The organism is Micromonospora foliorum (assembly GCF_022229015.1).
GTDB classification, from domain to species: Bacteria; Actinomycetota; Actinomycetes; order Mycobacteriales; family Micromonosporaceae; genus Micromonospora; species Micromonospora foliorum.
In genome coordinates this window covers 1-18,223 of sequence record NZ_JAKKFF010000176.1, presented here as the reverse complement: position 1 = coordinate 18,223, position 18,223 = coordinate 1, and the positions used below count along the sequence as shown (strand labels likewise).

Annotated in this window: 14 protein-coding genes; 7 read left to right on the top strand and 7 right to left on the bottom strand. The window is 71.9% G+C overall.

The features are described from left to right. The 6 genes from hutH to PSH25_RS14330 all read right to left on the bottom strand — a co-directional run. The coding region (hutH, locus tag PSH25_RS14355; RefSeq protein ID WP_238659569.1) for a histidine ammonia-lyase at positions 1 to 1,404 on the bottom strand (1,404 nt) is incomplete at its 3' end. Then, positions 1,401 to 2,588: an imidazolonepropionase gene (gene hutI / locus PSH25_RS14350; protein ID WP_238659568.1), complete on the bottom strand. Its 1,188-nt coding sequence runs from the start codon at positions 2,586 to 2,588 to the stop codon at positions 1,401 to 1,403. The genes hutI and hutH, both read right to left, overlap by 4 nt. Next, positions 2,585 to 3,952, bottom strand: a complete 1,368-nt coding sequence (locus PSH25_RS14345) for a formimidoylglutamate deiminase (RefSeq protein WP_238659567.1) — start codon at positions 3,950 to 3,952, stop codon at positions 2,585 to 2,587. The genes hutI and PSH25_RS14345 overlap by 4 nt, the downstream gene beginning before the upstream one ends. Then, on the bottom strand, positions 3,943 to 5,145 hold the full coding sequence (locus tag PSH25_RS14340; protein ID WP_238659566.1) for an allantoate amidohydrolase: 1,203 nt from the start codon (positions 5,143 to 5,145) through the stop codon (positions 3,943 to 3,945). The genes PSH25_RS14345 and PSH25_RS14340 overlap by 10 nt, the downstream gene beginning before the upstream one ends. After that, positions 5,142 to 6,794, bottom strand: coding sequence for a urocanate hydratase (hutU, locus tag PSH25_RS14335; RefSeq protein WP_238659565.1), 1,653 nt, complete (start codon positions 6,792 to 6,794; stop codon positions 5,142 to 5,144). The genes PSH25_RS14340 and hutU overlap by 4 nt, the downstream gene beginning before the upstream one ends. 17 nt (positions 6,795 to 6,811) lie before the next feature. Further along, a complete protein-coding gene (locus PSH25_RS14330; RefSeq protein WP_238659564.1) occupies positions 6,812 to 7,663 on the bottom strand; it encodes a MurR/RpiR family transcriptional regulator in 852 nt (283 codons plus the stop codon). Positions 7,664 to 7,792: 129 nt separating this feature from the next. Between PSH25_RS14330 and PSH25_RS14325 the strand changes: the two genes are divergently transcribed. The 7 genes from PSH25_RS14325 (at position 7,793) to PSH25_RS14295 (ending at position 16,580) form a co-directional block, all read left to right on the top strand. Continuing rightward, positions 7,793 to 9,130 carry a hypothetical protein gene (locus PSH25_RS14325; RefSeq protein ID WP_238659563.1) on the top strand — a complete coding sequence of 446 codons (1,338 nt, stop codon included), beginning with the start codon at positions 7,793 to 7,795 and terminating at the stop codon, positions 9,128 to 9,130. A 202-nt stretch (positions 9,131 to 9,332) separates the two neighbouring features. Then, complete coding sequence (locus tag PSH25_RS33980) at positions 9,333 to 10,901, top strand: O-antigen ligase family protein (protein ID WP_238659562.1); 1,569 nt, start codon at positions 9,333 to 9,335, stop codon at positions 10,899 to 10,901. Beyond that, a complete protein-coding gene (locus PSH25_RS14315; RefSeq protein ID WP_238659570.1) occupies positions 10,888 to 12,327 on the top strand; it encodes an MATE family efflux transporter in 1,440 nt (479 codons plus the stop codon). The genes PSH25_RS33980 and PSH25_RS14315 overlap by 14 nt, the downstream gene beginning before the upstream one ends. Then, a complete protein-coding gene (locus tag PSH25_RS14310) occupies positions 12,324 to 13,433 on the top strand; it encodes a polysaccharide pyruvyl transferase family protein (protein WP_238659561.1) in 1,110 nt (369 codons plus the stop codon). Before PSH25_RS14315 ends, PSH25_RS14310 begins: the two co-directional genes overlap by 4 nt. After that, complete coding sequence (locus PSH25_RS14305) at positions 13,433 to 14,584, top strand: glycosyltransferase (protein WP_238659560.1); 1,152 nt, start codon at positions 13,433 to 13,435, stop codon at positions 14,582 to 14,584. Before PSH25_RS14310 ends, PSH25_RS14305 begins: the two co-directional genes overlap by 1 nt. Next, positions 14,581 to 15,411, top strand: coding sequence for a glycosyltransferase family 2 protein (locus PSH25_RS14300; protein WP_238659559.1), 831 nt, complete (start codon positions 14,581 to 14,583; stop codon positions 15,409 to 15,411). The genes PSH25_RS14305 and PSH25_RS14300 overlap by 4 nt, the downstream gene beginning before the upstream one ends. A 53-nt stretch (positions 15,412 to 15,464) precedes the next feature. Next, on the top strand, positions 15,465 to 16,580 hold the full coding sequence (locus tag PSH25_RS14295) for a glycosyltransferase (protein ID WP_238659558.1): 1,116 nt from the start codon (positions 15,465 to 15,467) through the stop codon (positions 16,578 to 16,580). A gap of 96 nt (positions 16,581 to 16,676) precedes the next feature. Here the strand turns inward: PSH25_RS14295 and PSH25_RS33675 are convergent. After that, on the bottom strand, positions 16,677 to 18,223 hold a 1,547-nt coding region (locus PSH25_RS33675), incomplete at its 5' end, for a S8 family serine peptidase (RefSeq protein WP_274527457.1).

Sequence of the window (18,223 nt, the reverse complement as noted above, 5' to 3'; positions counted from 1 at the left end):
GACGGCCGCCCGGCCGGCCGGGGACGGCGCCAGCGGGGCGCGCAGCTGGAGGCCGCGGACGCCGGCCAGCAGCTCCACCGCGAGCAGGCTGGTCAGGTTGTCCAGCACGGTACGCAGCTTCTTGGCCGCGGCCCAGCCCATCGAGACGTGGTCCTCCTGCATCCCGCTGGTGGGCAGCGAGTCCACCGAGGCGGGGGCGGCCAGCCGACGGTTCTCGGCGACGATCCCGGCCGCCGTGTACTGGGCGATCATCAGCCCGGAGTTGACCCCGGCGTCGGGGGAGAGGAACGCCGGCAGCTCCCGGGAGCGGGTGACGTCGAGCAGCCGGTCCACCCGCCGCTCGGCGATCGCGCCCACCTCGGCGGCGGCGATGGCCAGGAAGTCCGCGGCGAAACCGAGCGGCGCGCCGTGGAAGTTACCTGTCGACTCGACCCGGCCGTCCGGCAGCACCACCGGGTTGTCGACCACGGACACCAGCTCCCGGGCCGCGACCGTGCGGACGAAGTCCAGGGTGTCGCGGGCCGCGCCGGCCACCTGCGGCGCGCAGCGCATCGAGTACGCGTCCTGCACGGCGTGCGCCAGGTCGTCGCGGTGTGAGTCCATCACCCGGGAGTCCTGCAACAGCCGGTGGATGTTCGCCGCCGACGCCGCCTGACCGGGGTGTGGCCGGATCGCGTGCAGCTCGGGCAGGAACGGCCGCTCCGAGCCGAGCATCGCCTCGATGGCCAGCGCGGCCGTCACGTCGGCCATGGCGAACAGGTGCGCCGCGTCGTGGATGGCCAGCAGCAGCATGCCGAGCATGCCGTCGGTGCCGTTGATCAGCGCCAGCCCCTCCTTGGCGGCCAGCTCGATCGGCTTGAGCCCGGCGGCGGTCAGCGCGTCGGCCGCGTCCTGCCGCTCACCGGCCGGGCCGAGCACCCAGCCCTCGCCGAGCAGCACCAGCGCGCAGTGCGCCAGCGGCGCCAGGTCGCCGGAAGCGCCCAGCGAGCCGTGCTCCGGCACCCACGGGGTGATGTCGTGGTTGAGCAGGTCGACCAGGGCCTCGGCGACCAGCGGCCGGACCCCGGAGCGACCCAGGGCCAGGGAGCGGACCCGCAGCAGCATCATGGCCCGGACCACCTCGCGCGGCATCGGGGCGCCCACCCCGGCGGCGTGCGAGCGGATCAGCGCGTGTTGCAGCTCGGCCCGCCGCTCCGGGGCGATGAAGGTGTTGGCCAACGCCCCGAACCCGGTGGAGACCCCGTAGACGGGACGACCCGACGACTCGATGCCGTCCACGATGGCCCGACTGGTCGCCATCGCCTCGACGGTGGCCGGGGCGAGGACGACCGTGGCGGTGCCGCGGGCCACCGCGAGCACGTCGTCGGCGGTGATCCCGGTGGGCTGGATGGACACGTTCGTCATTGCGGAACTCCGTTGCGTATTACCTGGCGGATCAGGGGGACACCGGGCCGGTAGGCCAGGTGCAGGTAGGACGGCGCGTCGAGGACGACGAGGTCGGCCCGCGCGCCGGGGGTGAGGACACCGATGTCGTCGCGGCGCAGCGCCCGCGCGCCACCGGCGGTGGCGGCCCAGACTGCCTCCGCCGGGGTCATCCGCATCTCGCGGACCGCGAGGGCCACGCAGAACGGCATCGACGAGGTGTACGACGAGCCGGGGTTGCAGTCCGTCGCCAGCGCCACTGTGACACCGGCGTCGAGCAGCCGGCGGGCGTCCGGGTACGGCGAGCGGGTGGAGAACTCCGCGCCGGGCAGCAGGGTCGCCACCGTACGGGTGCCCGACCCGTCGCTGTGGGCCGTGCCGGCGAGCGCGTCCACGTCGGCGTCGCTCAGGTGGGTGCAGTGGTCGACGCTGGCCGCGTCCAACTCCACGCCCAGCTGCACCCCGGGGCCGGGGCCGAGTTGGTTGGCGTGCAGCCGTACGCCCAGCCCGGCGGCCTGCCCGCAGGCCAGGATGGCGCGGGCGTGGTCCACGTCGAAGGCGCCCCGCTCGCAGAACACGTCGATCCACTTCGCGTACGGGGCGGCGGCGGCCAGCATCGGCCCGCAGACCAGTCCGACGTAGTCGTCGGGGCGGTCGGCGTACTCGGCGGGCACCACGTGCGCGCCGAGGAAGGTGGTCTCGGTGCTGGTCTCGGCCGCGATCCGCAGCGAGCGGGCCTCGTCGGCGACGGTCAGGCCGTACCCACTCTTGATCTCCATGGTCGTGGTGCCCTGGCGCAGCGCCTCCCCGCGTAGCCGGCGCACGGTGAGCCGCAGCTCCTCGTCGGTGGCGGCCCGGGTCGCACCGACCGTGGTCCGGATGCCGCCACCGGTGTAGGGCTGGCCGGCCATCCGGGCCGCGAACTCGGTGGCCCGATCCCCGGCGAAGACGAGGTGGGCGTGGCTGTCCACGAAACCGGGCAGCACGGCTGCCCCACCGGCGTCGACGTGGTGGTCGGCGGCCGGCGCGTACGCGGACGGCCCGATCCACACCACCCGGCCCTCCTCGACCAGCACGGCGGCGTTGCGGCGGATGCCGAGCGGGCCCTCGCCGGCACCGTTGGTGACCAGCTCCCCGATGTTGTCGACCAGCAGGCTGCCACTCATGAGGGGGTCACCGCCGTGATCGACGCCGACAGTTCCGCCGGCACGTCGACGGTCAGGTGTCGACCCTCGGCCACCACCACCCGGCCGTCCACCACGACCTGCTCGACGTCCGCCGCGCCGGCCGCGAAGAACGCGCCCACCGGCGGCACCCCGGCGGTGCGGGCGCTGTCCAGGCGTACCGTCACCAGGTCGGCGCGGGCGCCCACCGCGATCCTCCCGGCGTCGGCCCAGCCCAGCGCGGCGTGCCCGGTGACGCTTGCCGCCGTCAGCAGGTCGAGCGGCGCGAAGTGGCCGCGCCGGCGGGTACGCAGCCGCTCGTCAAGCTCCACCGCCCGGGCCTCCTCGAACAGGTCGATCACGGCGTGGCTGTCGCTGCCGAGGCTCAACCGGATGCCCGCGTCGGCCATCCGCCGGGCCGGGCCGATGCCGTCGGCGAGGTCCCGTTCGGTGGTCGGGCAGAGGCACACCCCGGTCCGGCTGTCACCGAGCAGGGTCAGGTCCGCGCTGGTGGGGTGGGTGGCGTGGACGGCGGTGGTGTCCGGCCCGAGCACACCGTGCTCGGCGAGCAGCGCGGTGGGCGTGCGCCCGTGCACGGCTCGGCACTCGTCGTTCTCGGCGGGCTGCTCGGAGAGGTGCACGTGCAGCGGTGCCTGACGCTGACGGGCCCAGTCGGCGACCGTGCGCAACTGATCGGCCGGGACGGCCCGCACCGAGTGCACGGCCGCGCCCACCCGGGCGTGCGGGTCCGTCGGCTGGAACGCCGCCGCCCGCTCGGCCCAGCGGGCCGCGTCACCGTCGCCGAAGCGGCGCTGCGGCCCGGCGAGGGGTCGACCGTCCACACCGGACGTTAGGTAGGCGGTGTCCAGCAGGGTGAGCCGGATCCCGGCGTGCGCGGCGGCCTCCACCAGCGCCGCGCCCATCGCGTTCGGGTCGTCGTAGGCGCCGCCGTCCGGGCGGTGGTGCAGGTAGTGGAACTCGCCCACGCAGGTGATCCCGGCCAGCGCCATCTCGGCGTAGACGGCCCGGGCCAGGGCGAGGTAGGTGTCCGGGTCCAGCCGGTCCGCGACGGCGTACATCTGGTCGCGCCAGGTCCAGAAGTCACCCCGCCCGCCGTGGGTGCGCCCGCGCAGCGCCCGGTGGAAGGCATGCGAGTGCACATTGGACAGGCCCGGCAGGGTCAGGCCGGGCAGCGGCACCGCGTCGGCGTACACCTCGACCCCGGCCGGTGGCCTGCTGCCGGGGGTCAGCGGCGTCACCGCCGCGATCCGGCCGCCGTCGACCTCGATCAGCACGTCGGGCGTGGGTTCGGCGTGCTCGGGCAGCCAGGCGTACTCGGCGAGCCAGCGGGTCGGTGTCACCGGCATGTCAGCTCCTCCAGCACCCGGGCCAGCGCCCGTACCCCGGCCGCGCAGTCATCGTCGGTCGCGGCCTCGGCGGGGGAGTGCGAGACGCCGGTCGGGTTGCGCACGAAGAGCATCGCGGTGGGCAGGTGGGCGGCGAGCACCCCGGCGTCGTGCCCCGCGCCGGTGGGCAGCACCGGCGCGTCGAGGAGCGTGGCCAGTCGGTCGGCCAGTCCGCCGTCGAAGGCGACCACCGGGGTGGCCGACTCCTCGGTGACGGTCACCGTCGTACCGTCGCGGCGGGCCCGCTCGGCGAGCTTGCCGCGCACCGCGTCGACCAGCCCGGTCAGCGTCTCCGGGTCGGCGGCCCGGGCGTCCAGCCAGCCGGTCACCTTCGACGGGATCGCGTTGGTGGCGTTGGGCTCGACGGCCACCCGGCCCACGGTGGCGTGCGCGCCGCGCAGCCGGGCCTCCTTGTTGGCCGCCAGCACCGTGAACGCGTAGGTCAGCATCGGATCGCGGCGGTCGGCCATCCGGGTCGTACCCGCGTGGTTGCCCTCGCCGACGACGTCGAAGCGCCACCGGCCGTGCGGCCAGATCGCGCTGGCCACCGCGACCGGCGACTCCGTCTCGACGAGCGCGCGGCCCTGCTCGACGTGCAACTCGACGAAGGCGCCGAACCGGCCCAGCAACTCCGGGCGGGCGCCCGCCGGCCGGTCACCGAGCGCCTCGGCGAAGCTCACCCCGGCCGCGTCGCGCAGGCCGGCCGCGCGCTCGGCCGACAGCGCCCCGGTGAGCAGCCGCGACCCCAGACACGGTACGCCGAAGCGCGCCCCCTCCTCCTCCACGAAGGCACCCAGCACCAGCGGCCGGTCCGGGGTGACGCCAGCGGCGCGCAGCTCGTCCACGGCGAGGAACGCGCTCACGATGCCGAGCGGCCCGTCGTAGGCCCCACCGTGCGGCACCGAGTCGAAGTGGCTGCCGGTGAGCACCGCGTCGGACGCCTCCGGGTCACCCCAGTGGGCGAAGAGGTTGCCGTTGCCGTCCTCGGTCACCGGCATGGCACGGCGTTCGGCCTGCGCCCGGAACCAGGCGCGCAGCTCCCGCTCCGGCTCGGTCAACGCGTACCGCAGATAGCCGCCGCTGTCGGCGTCCCGCCCGACCGGCGCGATCTCGTCCCACAGCGCCCGGAACCGGGCGGAAAGGTCGTCGCTCACGGCCCCTCCGTCATGGGCACCCGGACCCCGGTGCGGTCGGCGACCTCGCGGGCGCTCTCGTAGCCGGCGTCGACGTGCCGGATGACGCCCATCGCCGGGTCGTTGGTGAGCACCCGCTCGATCTTCTGACCGGCGAGGGCGGTGCCGTCGGCCACGCACACCTGCCCGGCGTGGATCGACCGGCCGATGCCCACCCCGCCGCCGTGGTGAATGGACACCCAGGACGCCCCACTGGCCGTGTTGACCAGGGCGTTGAGCAGCGGCCAGTCGGCGATGGCGTCGGAGCCGTCGGCCATCCCCTCGGTCTCCCGGTACGGGCTCGCTACGCTGCCGGTGTCGAGGTGGTCGCGGCCGATCACCACCGGGGCGGAGAGCTCGCCGGAGGCGACCATGTCGTTGAACCGCACGCCCGCCCTGTCCCGTTCGCCCTGACCGAGCCAGCAGATCCGGGCCGGCAGGCCCTGGAAGGCGACCCGCTCACCGGCCAGCTTGATCCAGCGGGCCAGCGACTCGTTCTCCGGGAACAGGTCGAGAACGGCCCGGTCGGTGGCCGCGATGTCGGCCGGGTCGCCGGAGAGCGCCGCCCACCGGAACGGACCCCTGCCCTCACAGAACAACGGCCGGATGTACGCGGGCACGAAGCCCGGGAAGTCGAAGGCGCGCTGGTACCCGCCGAGCTGCGCCTCACCCCGGATCGAGTTGCCGTAGTCGAACACCTCGGCGCCGGCGTCGAGGAAGCCGACCATCGCCTCGACGTGCCTCGCCATCGACGCGCGGGCCCGGTCGGTGAACTCGGCCGGCTTCGCGGCGGCGTAGTCCCGGGCCTCGGCCAGCTCCACCCCCACCGGCAGGTACGCCAGTGGGTCGTGCGCGCTGGTCTGGTCGGTCACGATGTCGATCTCGACGCCGCGGCTCAGCAACTCCGGGAAGACCTCGGCGGCGTTGCCGACCACGCCCACACTCAGCGCCCGGCGCTCCCGCTTCGCCGCGCGGACCCGAGCGATCGCGTCGTCCAGGGAGTCGGCGACCTCATCCAGGTAGCGGTCGTGCACCCGACGGTCGAGCCGGGTGCGGTCCACGTCCACGATCAGGCACACGCCGCCGTTCATGGTGACCGCGAGTGGCTGCGCCCCGCCCATTCCGCCGCAGCCGGCGGTCAGCGTCAGCGTGCCGGCGAGGGTGCTGCCGAACCTCTTGGCGGCCACCGCCGCGAACGTCTCGTAGGTGCCCTGGAGGATGCCCTGCGTTCCGATGTAGATCCACGAACCGGCCGTCATCTGCCCGTACATGGTCAGGCCGAGCTGCTCCAACCGGCGAAACTCCGGCCAGGTCGCCCAGTCGCCGACCAGGTTCGAGTTGGCCAGCAGCACCCGGGGCGCCCACTCGTGGGTGCGCATGACCCCGACCGGGCGGCCCGACTGCACCAGCATCGTCTCGTCCTCGCGCAGGTCGGTCAACGTGCGGACCAACGCGTGGTACGACGGCCAGTCCCGTGCCGCCTTGCCGGTGCCGCCGTAGACCACCAGATCGTCGGGGCGTTCGGCCACCTCGGGGTCGAGGTTGTTCATCAACATCCGCAGGGCGGCCTCCTGTTGCCACCCGCGGGTGGTGAGCTGGCTGCCCCGTGCGGCACGAATGGGCTGGGTCATCTCTGGGTCTCCTCCGGTCAACCGAGGAACAACTGTCGGCGGGCCGCGGAGGCTTCGAACGCCTCCAGTCGGCGCTGGGTGTCGGCCGGCGCGGCATCGCAGATCGCCTGCAACAGCACCATGGCCAGGGTCATCGGGGCGGTGTGCAGGTCGAAGACGAGCTGCGCGCCGACCGCGGCGGCGAGCACCACGTCGGCGTGCTCGGTGGCCGGGCTGACCGGCGAGTCGGTGATCGCCACCACGGTCAACCCGGCGTGGCGGGCGTCGCGCAGCGCGTCCAGGGTCTCCCGGGGGTAGCGGGGCAGCACGAAGGCGAGAACGGCGGACGCCCCGGCCTCGGCGGCCTGCTCCAGGCGGTCGGTGAGCAGGCTGCCGCCGTCGTCGAGGACCCGTACGTCCGGGTGCACCTTGGCCGCGAAGTAGGCGAAGTACGCGGCCAGCGGCGCGGCGGCGCGCAGGCCCAGCACCGGCAGTGGGCGACTTTCGGCGAGCAACCGCCCGGTCTCGGCGATCCGGTCCCGGTCGGCGAGCTGACCGGCCAGTCGGTCCAGGTTGTCCATCTCGGCGCGTACCGCCTGCTGGAGCTCGTTGCCGGCGTCCGTCGTCCCGCCCGGCGTCGCGGCGGTCAGGTCGCGCAGGCGGCGGCGCAGCGCCGGGTATCCGTCGTGGCCGAGCGCGACCGCGAACCGGGTGACCGACGGCTGGCTGACCCCGGCCAGCTCGGCGACCTCGGCGGCGGACAGGTAGGCCACGGTGGGGGCGTGCTGCACCAGACAGTGCGCGATTCGGCGCTGGGTGGGGGTGAGCCGCACCCCCTGGAACAGGTCGAGCACCCGGTCAGCGGGTGCCTCGACAGCTCCTTCATTCATGGGCCGACTCTATGCATGAGAACTTTCACTGGCAAGCGGTCTCCGCCGTTACCAGCCGCCCCGGGCGGGGCAGGCCGGGTTGGCCGACGGTCGGTACTATCCGCACGGCGGTTCAACGGAGGAGTGCGCATGCAGCCGGAAGGCCCCTACAGGTACACCCACGCGCTCGGCGGGTCTCCGGTGGGGAAAGCATGGGCCGCGATCGACGAGCAGGGCCGGTTCGTCACCGTCGCGGTGCTCGACGCCGCCGTGGCCGCCACACCCGGCTGGCGTGAGGCGTTCGCCGGGGCTGCCGACCTGCTGGCCCGGTCGGCCGATCCGATGCCCTACACGTACGCCGACTTCTCCGCGGCCGCGCCCTGGGTGGCCTACCCGGCCGAGGCGGGCCCCGGTGCCGAGAAGCTGTTCCGGGCCCTCGGTGTCGACTACACCCCCGCACCGACGGTGGCCCCACCGACGTCGGCCCCGCCGTCGGTGTCAGCGCCGCCCTCGGTCTCCGCCCCGCCCGCGGTGTCCGCCCCGCCGGTGTCGGGTCCACCACAGCCCGTGTCCGGTGGCCCGCAGGCCCCGTGGGCGGTGCAGTCCGGCCCGATCCCCGGCCAACTGGTCTCCGCCGCCCCGCACTCCGTCTCCGGCGTACCCAGCTCGCCGGGGCCGGTGACCTCGTCACCGCCCGCCGCCTACACCTCCCCGGCGAGTGGGCAGAGCCCCGACACCTTCGCCGCGCCGCCGCACGACCCGTTCAGCTCGCCAACCCAACGGATCCGGCCCTCGCCGCCCCGGAAGAGCCGTACCGGGCTCTGGATCGGGATCGCCGCCCTGGTGGTGGTGCTCGTCGGTGGCGGGAGTGTCGTCGCGTGGCGCAGCTTCGGAGGGCCGTCCGAGCCCACCACGGCGAGCCCGGCGCCCACCGGCGTGGCCCAGTCCGGCCCGACGGCCTCGCTGCCGACCAGCCCGCCCCAGCAGCCGGGCCTGGAGCCGCCCCGACCGGGCGACTGGCCCCGGTGGCCGGCCTTCGTCGAGGGCGGGGCGGTACGCACGCTCGACCCCGATGGCCTCGGCATCAAGTTCCTGGCACCGGCCAACTGGGACTGCACCCCCGGCAGCCGCGCCGAGGGGCTGGTCGAGTACAACTGCGGCGCCTCGATCGGGGACAACTCGGAGGTCGGCGGCGAGTTGATCGTCCGTGACTGCCGCGACTGCAACGAGGAGCAACGGATCGCCCTGCGCAAGGCCGAGGAGGCGTGGGGGCTGCAATGGCGCAGCGCCGGGCAGTATGTCGTTCTGGCCGAGACTCTCAAACTGAACGGCGCCGAAAGGTACGGCATTGTTCTTGTCGCATTCTGGCGTTCATCGCCGGACGGTGCTATCGACCGCCAGTTGGTGCTGCGGATGACCGGCCCATCAGCGTATATGGATGATATTCGTCGGGTGGTCAACTCCGTGCGTGACAACGCGCGTTTCTGACCGACATGTCATCTGTTTCGGCCGTCGAGAAGACGTATCAACGGTGCCGGCGAACCAGCTTCCCGCTTACCCGAAAGTCAGCCATGCCCGGCCCTGCGTACGTTGTCGGCATCACCCCTATGATGAGCGCCCGAAGCATGGCTTCGCCCGAACCGGTCTTCACCGGTTCTGGAGTTTCACCTCAATGTCCTGGGCGTAAGGCGTGAGCAGACCCCCGCACGACCAGCGCAGCCCCGGCGGTGACTGGTCGGCCGACGCTGATACGGAGATCGTCATGTTGCCCGGCGTCGGCGATGGTCATCCCCAGGATGATCTGAGCCATGCCCCGACGACTCGGCTCAACCCCAGTGAGGTGCTGGCCCAGCGGAGGGTCGCCCCGGCTGCCCGCCCCACCACGGGCCCGGCCACAGGCCCCGCCGCGGGTCCGGTCACAGGCCCCGCCGACGAGGCGTCCGGGCCGCACTCGTCGGGCCGCCACCGGGCCCCGAGCCCGCTCACGCAGCTGACCTCGGCCGGCCGAGGGCTCGTCGAGGGCCTGCGATCCGATCCGGACCAACGCATCGTCGCCGTGTTGGCCGTGCTCGTGGCGACACTCGGCCTGGCGCCGATCGCCCTCGCCCCGTCCGAGGTGGTGATCTACAGCGGCGTGGCCACCGGCACGCCGATGCTCTACACGTACACGATCGCCATCGCGGCGGCCGTGGTCGTGATCGGGATCCAGACGCGGCGTCAACTCGCCCGTGCCTTCTTCCCGTGGCTGCCGTTCCTCGGCTGGATGCTGCTTTTCGCCGTGCTCGCCTGGGACTCGTCCCCGCGTACCGTGAGCGGCCTGGTGCACTTCAGCCTGGTGGCGATCGTGTTCGCCATCGGGGTCACCGCCGAACGTGCCGACCGGAGGAACTCCGTCCTGCTCTGGGCCTTCGCGGCGGTGGCGTGGTTGCAGCTCTTCGCGATCACGATGGCGGTTATCGGCTTTCCGCTGCGCCGCATCGCCGGCCAACAGGCGCTCGACGTGCTCGGCCGCGCCACCGGCCTGACCAGCCATCCGGGCGAGCTGGCGAAGCTGCTGTTCTTCTGCGGGATGTGCGCGTTGACCCTGCCGCAGAAGACGGTCCGGCAACGGTGGGTGGCCTGGACCACGCTCGGTGTCGTCTTCCTCGGCGTCTCCCTGACCCAGAGCCGGTCGGTCCTCGCGGCCGTGGTCTCCATGATCCTCATCCTGGTGGTGCTCGAGTTCGTGACCGGGCGCTGGCAGAAGAAGTACTTCGTCGTCATCGGGATCACCGGCCTGCTCGGCCTGGTGTCGGTGCCGTGGCTGATCAAGCGGTTCACGGCCGACCCCGAGGGTGGCGACCGTCAGCACCTGCTCCAGGTCGCCTTCGACGTGATCCGGGAGCACCCGTGGGCGGGGGTGGGCCCCAACAGCTACGTGGCCATCGCCGGCGCCTCCGATCCCCTCACCGCCAGTGGCGTGCCCGTGCACAACGTGCTGTTGCTCAGCGCCGCGGAGTTGGGCATCATCGGCGCGTTGCTGCTCTGGCTGCCGTTCGCGATGACCGCGACGACAGCCATCCACTCCGTGTTCCGGGTGCGGACCTCCGAACTGGCGCCCCGGGTTCTGGTCAGCGCGCTGCCGGGTCTCGTCCTGATCGGCATGACGGGATGGGGACTCATGCAGGGACCGTACTTCCTGATGCTGGCGCTGATCGCCGGCTACTTCTACGCCCGGTCGCGCTACGTACGGGTTGCGAGTGGCTATGGTCGCGACTGAGGTCACCACGCCGGAGCGACGGCGACCGTCTTTGACCATCGTGTCGGGTCTGCTGGGCATCTCCACCCTGGCCACCCGGTCCACCACCCTGGTGGTGATGGCGTTCCTGACCAGGGGCGCCGGCACCGAGGCGGTCGGCTTCTACGGTCTCGCCACGCTCATCGCGTCCTTCACCGCCGCCGCGCTCTCCCTCGGTCTGCCGACCTACCTGACCAGGGAGGCCGCCGCCGGGACGGTGTCACCGCCGGTGGTCGCGCGGATCCACTGCGGGCGCTTCGCCGCGTTGATGGTGGCCGCCGCCGTCGCGTACCCCCTGATCGGCGCGGTCCTTCCCCCGGAGGCGCAGTTCGCCTTCTTCCTGATCTTCGTGGCCAGCCTGCTGGAGCAGTGGAACGAGACGGCGTGGGTCCTCGTCCGGGGCACGCCCTCGGCCTGGGTCGAGCCGCTCACGAACGTGTCCGCCGGCCTCCTGCTGGTCGGCGCGTGCGCGGTCGACGTGTGGCTGCTGGACGGGCTCACCCTCGGCGACGCGGCCGTCTACATGTCGACAGCGGCCGTCCTCCGGTCCGCTGCCGCGTTCCTCATCGTGCGCATCCTGCCGGCGCTGCGTGACTCCCGGGGTGTCCGCGCGGTCCAGCACGTCCGGCAGGCCCTGCCGTACTTCGCCGCCGACCTCTTCGGTCTCTTCTACTTCCGTGGCGACGTGTTCGTTCTGGCGTTCTTCGTCGCCGCCGCGGAAGTCGGCGAATACGTGTCGGCAGCGGCGATCGTCGGACCGGTGGTCCAGGTCGCGGCGTCCATGGGCGTCGGCGCGCTCGCCTACGCCGCGCCGCGCCGGGCGTCCGGGGCCGCCCAGTCGAACGATCCGCTCACGATCTTCCGGTTCTTCGGGCTCGCGGGTCAGGCCGCCGCCGGCGTCATGTTCATCGGCATTCCGATCGGGACCACGGTGTTGTTCGGTGACCACGCCGGCAACATTCCGACGCTCGCGATGGTGCTCACCTTCTTCCTCGTCCTGCGATTCGGCAACTTCGGCCTGTCCGCCGTTCTGCTCTCCCAGGGCCGCGCCTCCAGCCGGCTCGTCGTGCTGGCGTTGAGCATCTGCGGCAGCGTCGGGCTGAACGTCGCACTCGACGGAACGTACGGGGCCTTTGGGTCCGCCACGGCGATGGTGCTGAACGAACTGGTCGTGGCAGGGTCACTGCTCTGGTTCCTGCGGATAAAGGAACTGGTGCGGCCGGTCGTGATCTCGTTCGTGGTCGTGGCGGCGGCGGTCGGCGCGCTCGCCGTACTGCTGGCCGTCCTGGAACCCGCCCTGGCGTCCTTCATCCTGGGCGGCGTCATTCTCGTGCTGGCTACCGCCAAATTGTTGGCTCAACGGAGGGCCGCAGGTCAACTGCAGGCCGCGACGACGGAGGACATGTGAGGGTCGGAATAGTCGGGTGGTTCGGATCGGACAATCTCGGAGACGAGATCCTCCTCCACTCGCTCATTACCTGCGTCCGCGCGGTCAAGGAGAACGCCACGTTCGTGGTCTTCTGCCCCAACCCGGACCGGGTCGCCGAACTGCACGGCGTGGAGACGGAGAACATGCCCGTGCTGCGGGCTCGTGGCGCCTCGGAGCGTCAGGTCGCGGTCCAACGGTCGATCAAGTCGTGTGACCTCCTGCTCCTCGGCCCCGGAACGGTCTTCCAGGAGCGTTCGCCCAACCTGTCCTGGCCCGGCACCCTGCCGATGTTCGCCCGGATCATCGCGATGGCCAAGATTGCCGGGACGCCCGTCGCCACGGTCGGCGTCGGCGTCCGGGAGGGCGGAACGCCGTTCGGTCGGCAGTTGCTCCGGGTCATCGGCGCCGCCTGTGTCGGCGTCGGGGTGCGCGACGAGCGAACCGCGTCGCACTTCGGCTCCAGCGCCGAGGTCATCGGCGACATGGCGTACACCCTGCCGCTGCCCGACCTGGAGCGGGTCGGCGCAGGTCGGCGCTTCGCGCTGTCGATGCGGCCGCTCGCGCCCGAGATGGAGGGCCCGCTGCTAGCGTCCACCGCCGGTTGTGCCGCCCGGCTGCGCCAGGAGGGATGGTCGGGCACCTTCCTTCCGATGGCCTTCGGCCGGGGGGCGCACGGCGAGGACGACCGCGTCATCTACGAGCGTGCCTTCCGCGACCTGCTGGCCCTGGACCAGACCCCGTTGGACGGCAGTCAGCCGCTCTCCGGGGCGCTCCGTACCTGGTTGCAGGCGCTCGCGACGAACCAGCTCGTCCTCGGCACCCGCCTGCACGCGGCCCTCCTGGCCGTGGCGATCGGCGTTCCCACGGTGGCCATCGCCTACGAGCGGAAGGTCCACGACGCCTTCGTCGACCTGGGGCTCAGCGAGTACGTGGTGCCGCCGGACGTCGACGCCGACACGCTCTACCGCAAGGCCACCCAGGCCGCGGCGGCGACCGAGGAGTTCCGGGAGGCCGCCGGTCGGGTCGCGGCCCAGGGTCGCGTCGCGCAGGGGTTCGTCACGACGCTGCTGAAGCGGCTGGACTGATGCGCGTCCTGCTGCTCACCCCATTCGCGCCCAACGGCCAGCACAACCATGCCGCGGCCGACACGATCGTGCAGCTCACGCCGCGGCTGGCCGAACAGGTCGACCTCTTCGTGTACTCGCCGGGGAACACCGCCGCGTCCGAACGGGACGACCTGAAGTACACGTTGCTGCCGTCCGACGTCGTCGCGCGTCCGAGCCACCTGGACCGGCTTCGGGTCGAACCGGCGTGGCTGCGCCAGGCGTGGCCGCGCGAGGCCACCCAGGAGGCCGCCGAGCTGATCCGCCGGATCCAGCCCGATGTGGTGCACGCGGAGTACCTGCAGTCCGCCGAGGTCGTCGGGCTCAGTCGGGCCTCGGTGCTGGGCCTGCACGACATCACCGAAAAGGTCATGCTGGAGTCGTACCGGGCGTCGTCCGGCCTGGAACGGCCGTACCGCCTCGCCGAGTTGGTGCGGACCCGACGGTTCGAGCGGGCGGCGATCCGGCAGGCGGCGGCGGTCATCACCCTGTCCGACGCCGACTTCGCGGTGGCCAAGACGTACAACGCCAACACCGTCCTCGCCCGGCCGGGCATCCACGTGGGGGAGCGGTCCTGGTCGCCGCCGCCGGTGACCGGCCGACCGCGTCTGGTGTTCGCCGGGGCCATGTGGCGCCGTGCGAACGTCCTCGTCGCCGAGCTTCTGGCCCGCGAGGTGATGCCGATCGTGTGGCAGAGCCTGCCGGACGCCGAACTCAGGATCGTCGGGGCGGATCCCACCCCCGACGTGATCGGTCTCGGCGAGAACGACAGCCGGGTGGTGGTGACCGGTGCGGTGCCCGACTTCCAGTCCGAGATGCTCGGCGCCCACGCCGTCGTCGTGCCGTCGATCGTGGGCGGCGGCGTGCTGATGAAGGTGGCACACGCCATGGCCCTCGGCTGTCCCGTCATCACGTCCAGCGGCCCGGCCGAGTCGGTCCGGGGTGACGACTCGATGTTGTTCGTCGCGTCGACGGCGGACGAGATCGCGGCGGCCGTCCGGACCGCCGTCGAATCACCGGAGGACGCCGCCCAGCGTGGTCGGCGTGCCCGCGCACACATCGAGCGGACGTTCCGGTGGGACGACACGGTCCGCTCGTACCTCGACGCCTACGCGATTGCGGGTCGACAGTGAAGATCGCAGCCATCATCGTCTCCTACAACTCGGCCAAGGAGCTTCCCCTCAGCCTCGGCTGCCTGGGTGCCCTGCCGATCGACCACGTCGTGGTAGTGGACAACTCCTCCACCGACGACAGCGTCGAGGTCGCGAAATCCTTCGGCTACCAGGTCATATCGCTGCCGAACGTCGGCTTCGGCAAGGCCATCAACGCCGCGGCGGAGACCGTCCCGGACGCTGACGCCTACTTCCTGCTCAACCCCGACTGCCACATCACCGCCGAGTCCTTCGCGCACCTCGCCGAGACGCTGCGGGCCGACCCGAAGCTGGGGGTGGTCGCGCCGCTGATGCGGTACCCCGACGGGCGCTTCGGGATCTCGGCGGGGCCGGCGCCGAGCATGGCGAAGGAGTGGCTGGCGGCCCTCCGGGTCGACGAGCTCGTGCCCAGCGGCCTGAAGCGGTCCCTGGCGCGGGTGGGGCCGTTGCGCAAGAAGTTCAAGATGCTCGAGTATCTCGACGTCGAGCCGACCGGTCAGGTGCGCGAGGCCGCGTGGGTGTCGGGCTTCTGCATGCTCGTGCGAGGCGACGCCTTCCGGGCCATCGGCGGTTTCGACCGCGACTTCTTCCTCTACTTCGAGGACGTCGACCTCTGCACTCGGCTCTCCGCCGGTGGCTGGGGTGTCGTGTCGGTCGGGACGAGCGTCGCCGAGCACAAGGAGAGCACCAGCACCGCTGCGGTCGGCAAGAACAACCTGTACCGGGCCGGCATGCAGGTCTATTTCGCGAAGCACGGCACGCGAGCCCAGCGACTCCTCGCGTCCGCCCTAAGGAGGCTGCCGATTTGAAGATTTTGTTTGTAGCGCCCTGGATCCCGGCATCGGTTCGTCCGCGAAGCCTGGTGATCCTGGAGATGCTCGCCGCCGAGCACGATGTCCGCTTCCTCGCGCTGACGCACGACGACAAGGAGGTGCAGCTGGCCGAGCAACTGCCGGTCAAGGACCGGACGCTCGTCGCCAACCCGTTCGCCGGTTCCATGCTGCGCTCCGCACGTGCGCTCGGCACCGGGGTCTCCCTGCAGACGGGGTACGCGAGCCCGAAGGCGCTCACCGACGCCCTGCGGCAGCAGTTGGACGAGTTCCAGCCGGACGTGGTGCACCTCAACGTCTTCCGCACCGTCCACCTGGTCGAGGCCTGTGGTGACACGCCGGTCATCGTCGACCTGGACGAGTTCCGCAGCGAGTACTACGAGCAGTTGGCCTCGCACGGACCCAACCTCGCCTGGCGGGCGTTGGGTCGGGTGGAAGGCAGTCGGATGCGGGCGCGGGAGGACGAGCTGGTCCGCAAGGGGGTGCCGCTGATGCTCTCCGCGCCGTCCCTGCCCGGCCAGGAGCGGCCCAACACCTACCTGGTCCGCAGCCCCTGCGACTTCTCCGTGCAGCGGCAGCAGGGCCCGATCGCACCGACCGTCCTGTTCGTCGGTCGGCTCAGCTACGAGGCGAACGTCAACGGCCTCATGTGGTTCGTGCGCGAGTGCTGGCAGGGTATCCGCGACGCGGTCCCGGACGCCCGGCTGCGGATCGTCGGCACGGACCCGCCGAAGGCGGTCCAGGCGCTGGTCGGGAACGGCATCGAGCTGCACGCCAACGCGCCCGCGGTCGAGCCCTACTACGCGGACGCGGCGGTCGCCATCGCGCCGATCTTCCGGGGCACCGGGGTGCAGCTGAAGCTCATCCAGGCGATGTCCGCCGGAGTGCCGAGCGTGACGACGAGCATGGTGGCCGACCGCGCCGGTGTGCAGGACGGTGTGCACGTCAGCGTCGCCGACGACAGCGCTGGCTGGATCGCGAAGGTCGCGGCGCTGTTGTCCTCGCCGGAGACCGCCGAGCGGATGGCCGTCAACGGGCGGGAGTGGGTCGTGGCACACCACAGCTCGGCGGCGGTCCGTCAGCAGCTGCAGGCGGCCTACGCCTCGCTCTCCAGGCGATCAGAGGTGGACGCCGGCCCCGGCCGCTGAGCCGAGCCAGGAAATGCGAAGGGGCCGCCGAGACGGATGTCTCGGCGGCCCCTTCTGGGTCTGTCGCGTCAGGACGCGACGGTCAGGCGCTGGTGCTTAGCCCACGGTCTGAACGACGTGGGTGAAGTCCGTCGCCGTGGTCCACACCTCAGACTCGGGGTCGAAGCTGGCGATCAGCGGCGAGGTGGTGCTCGGTGCCACCACCATGTTGTAACTGGTCTGCGACTGCAGCCCCATGGTGCCGTCGCCCCAGTGATAGAGCCAGAACGACTGCGGCGTGCCGAGCGTGGTGGAGTTGGCGATCAACGCCGTCGGGTTGCCGCTGCTGTTGACCGCGCTGGTGACGTAGCGCCAGTTCGCGTGGGCCCGCAGTGCGACGCCGTCGTCTCCCAGGTCGAGCATGTCGAACTTCTGCGCGTTGCCGACAGTCGTGCCGTTGGCGATCACCGGCGACGTGGCGCTCGGCGCGGTCACGATCCGACTGTTCTTCACCGAGTTCAGGACGACGACAGCCGCCGGCGAGGCCCAGATGAACTTCTCGGCCGTACCGACAGTGGTGGAGCTGGCGATCAGCGGGCTGGCCCCACCCGACGGCACCGTGACGTACTTGCCGTTCACCTTGGCGATCAGGGTGGTCGTGCCGTCACCCTGCATCACCACCTGGAACCGCTCCGCGTCGGTGATGGCGCTGGCGTTGGCGATGAGTGAGCCGGCGCCGCCGGAGGTGGCGCTGACGTACTTGCCGTTCGCCCAGGACGAGAACGCGATGTAGCCGGTGCCGGCGCTCACGATGGTGAACTTCTCCAGATCACCGATCTGGCTCGGAGGCTGGCTGGCCATCAGCGGCTGGGTGCCGCCCGTTCCCACCGTGACGGTCTTGCCGTTGGCCAGCGCGCGCAGGCCGGTGACCTGCGGAACTGCCGTGGTGCCGATGCGCAGCATCACGTCGCTCGTAGCGGTGAACGCCGTGTTGCGGACGACCCGGCGGGTGCCGCCGTAGACCAGGTTGTTACGCACCTGCAGGGGCGTCCAGGTCGGGTTCGCGGACAGCGCGAGCGCGGCGGCGCCCGCGACGTGCGGGCTCGCCATCGAGGTGCCGCTGTACCTGTCGATCGCCGTGTCGCTGCTGGCCACCGACGACGGGATGTTGTGGCCCGGCGCGTGGATGTCCACGCAGGCGCCGTAGTTGGAGAAGAACGCCCGGAAGTCGACCTCGTCGGTCGCCCCCACCGTGATCGCCGAGGCCGCGCGGCCCGGCGAGCCGTTGCAGGCGTTCATGTTCTCGTTGCCAGCGGCAACGGAGTACGAGACGCCGGAGGCGATGGAGGCCTCCACCGCGGCGTCGATCGCGTCGCTGGCTTCGCCGCCGAGGCTCATGTTGGCGACGGCCGGCTTCACCGCGTTCGTGGTGACCCACTCGATGCCGGCGAGCACACCGGCGTAGGTGCCGTTGCCCTCGCAGTCGAGCACCCGCACCGCGACCAGCTTGACGGCCTTGGCCACACCGTAGTTGGTGCCGCCGATGGTGCCGGCGACGTGCGTGCCGTGCCCGTTGCAGTCGTTCGCGACCGCGTCGTTGTCGACGAAGTCGTACCCGTTACTGGCCCGCCCACCGAACTCCTGGTGGCTGATGCGGATGCCGG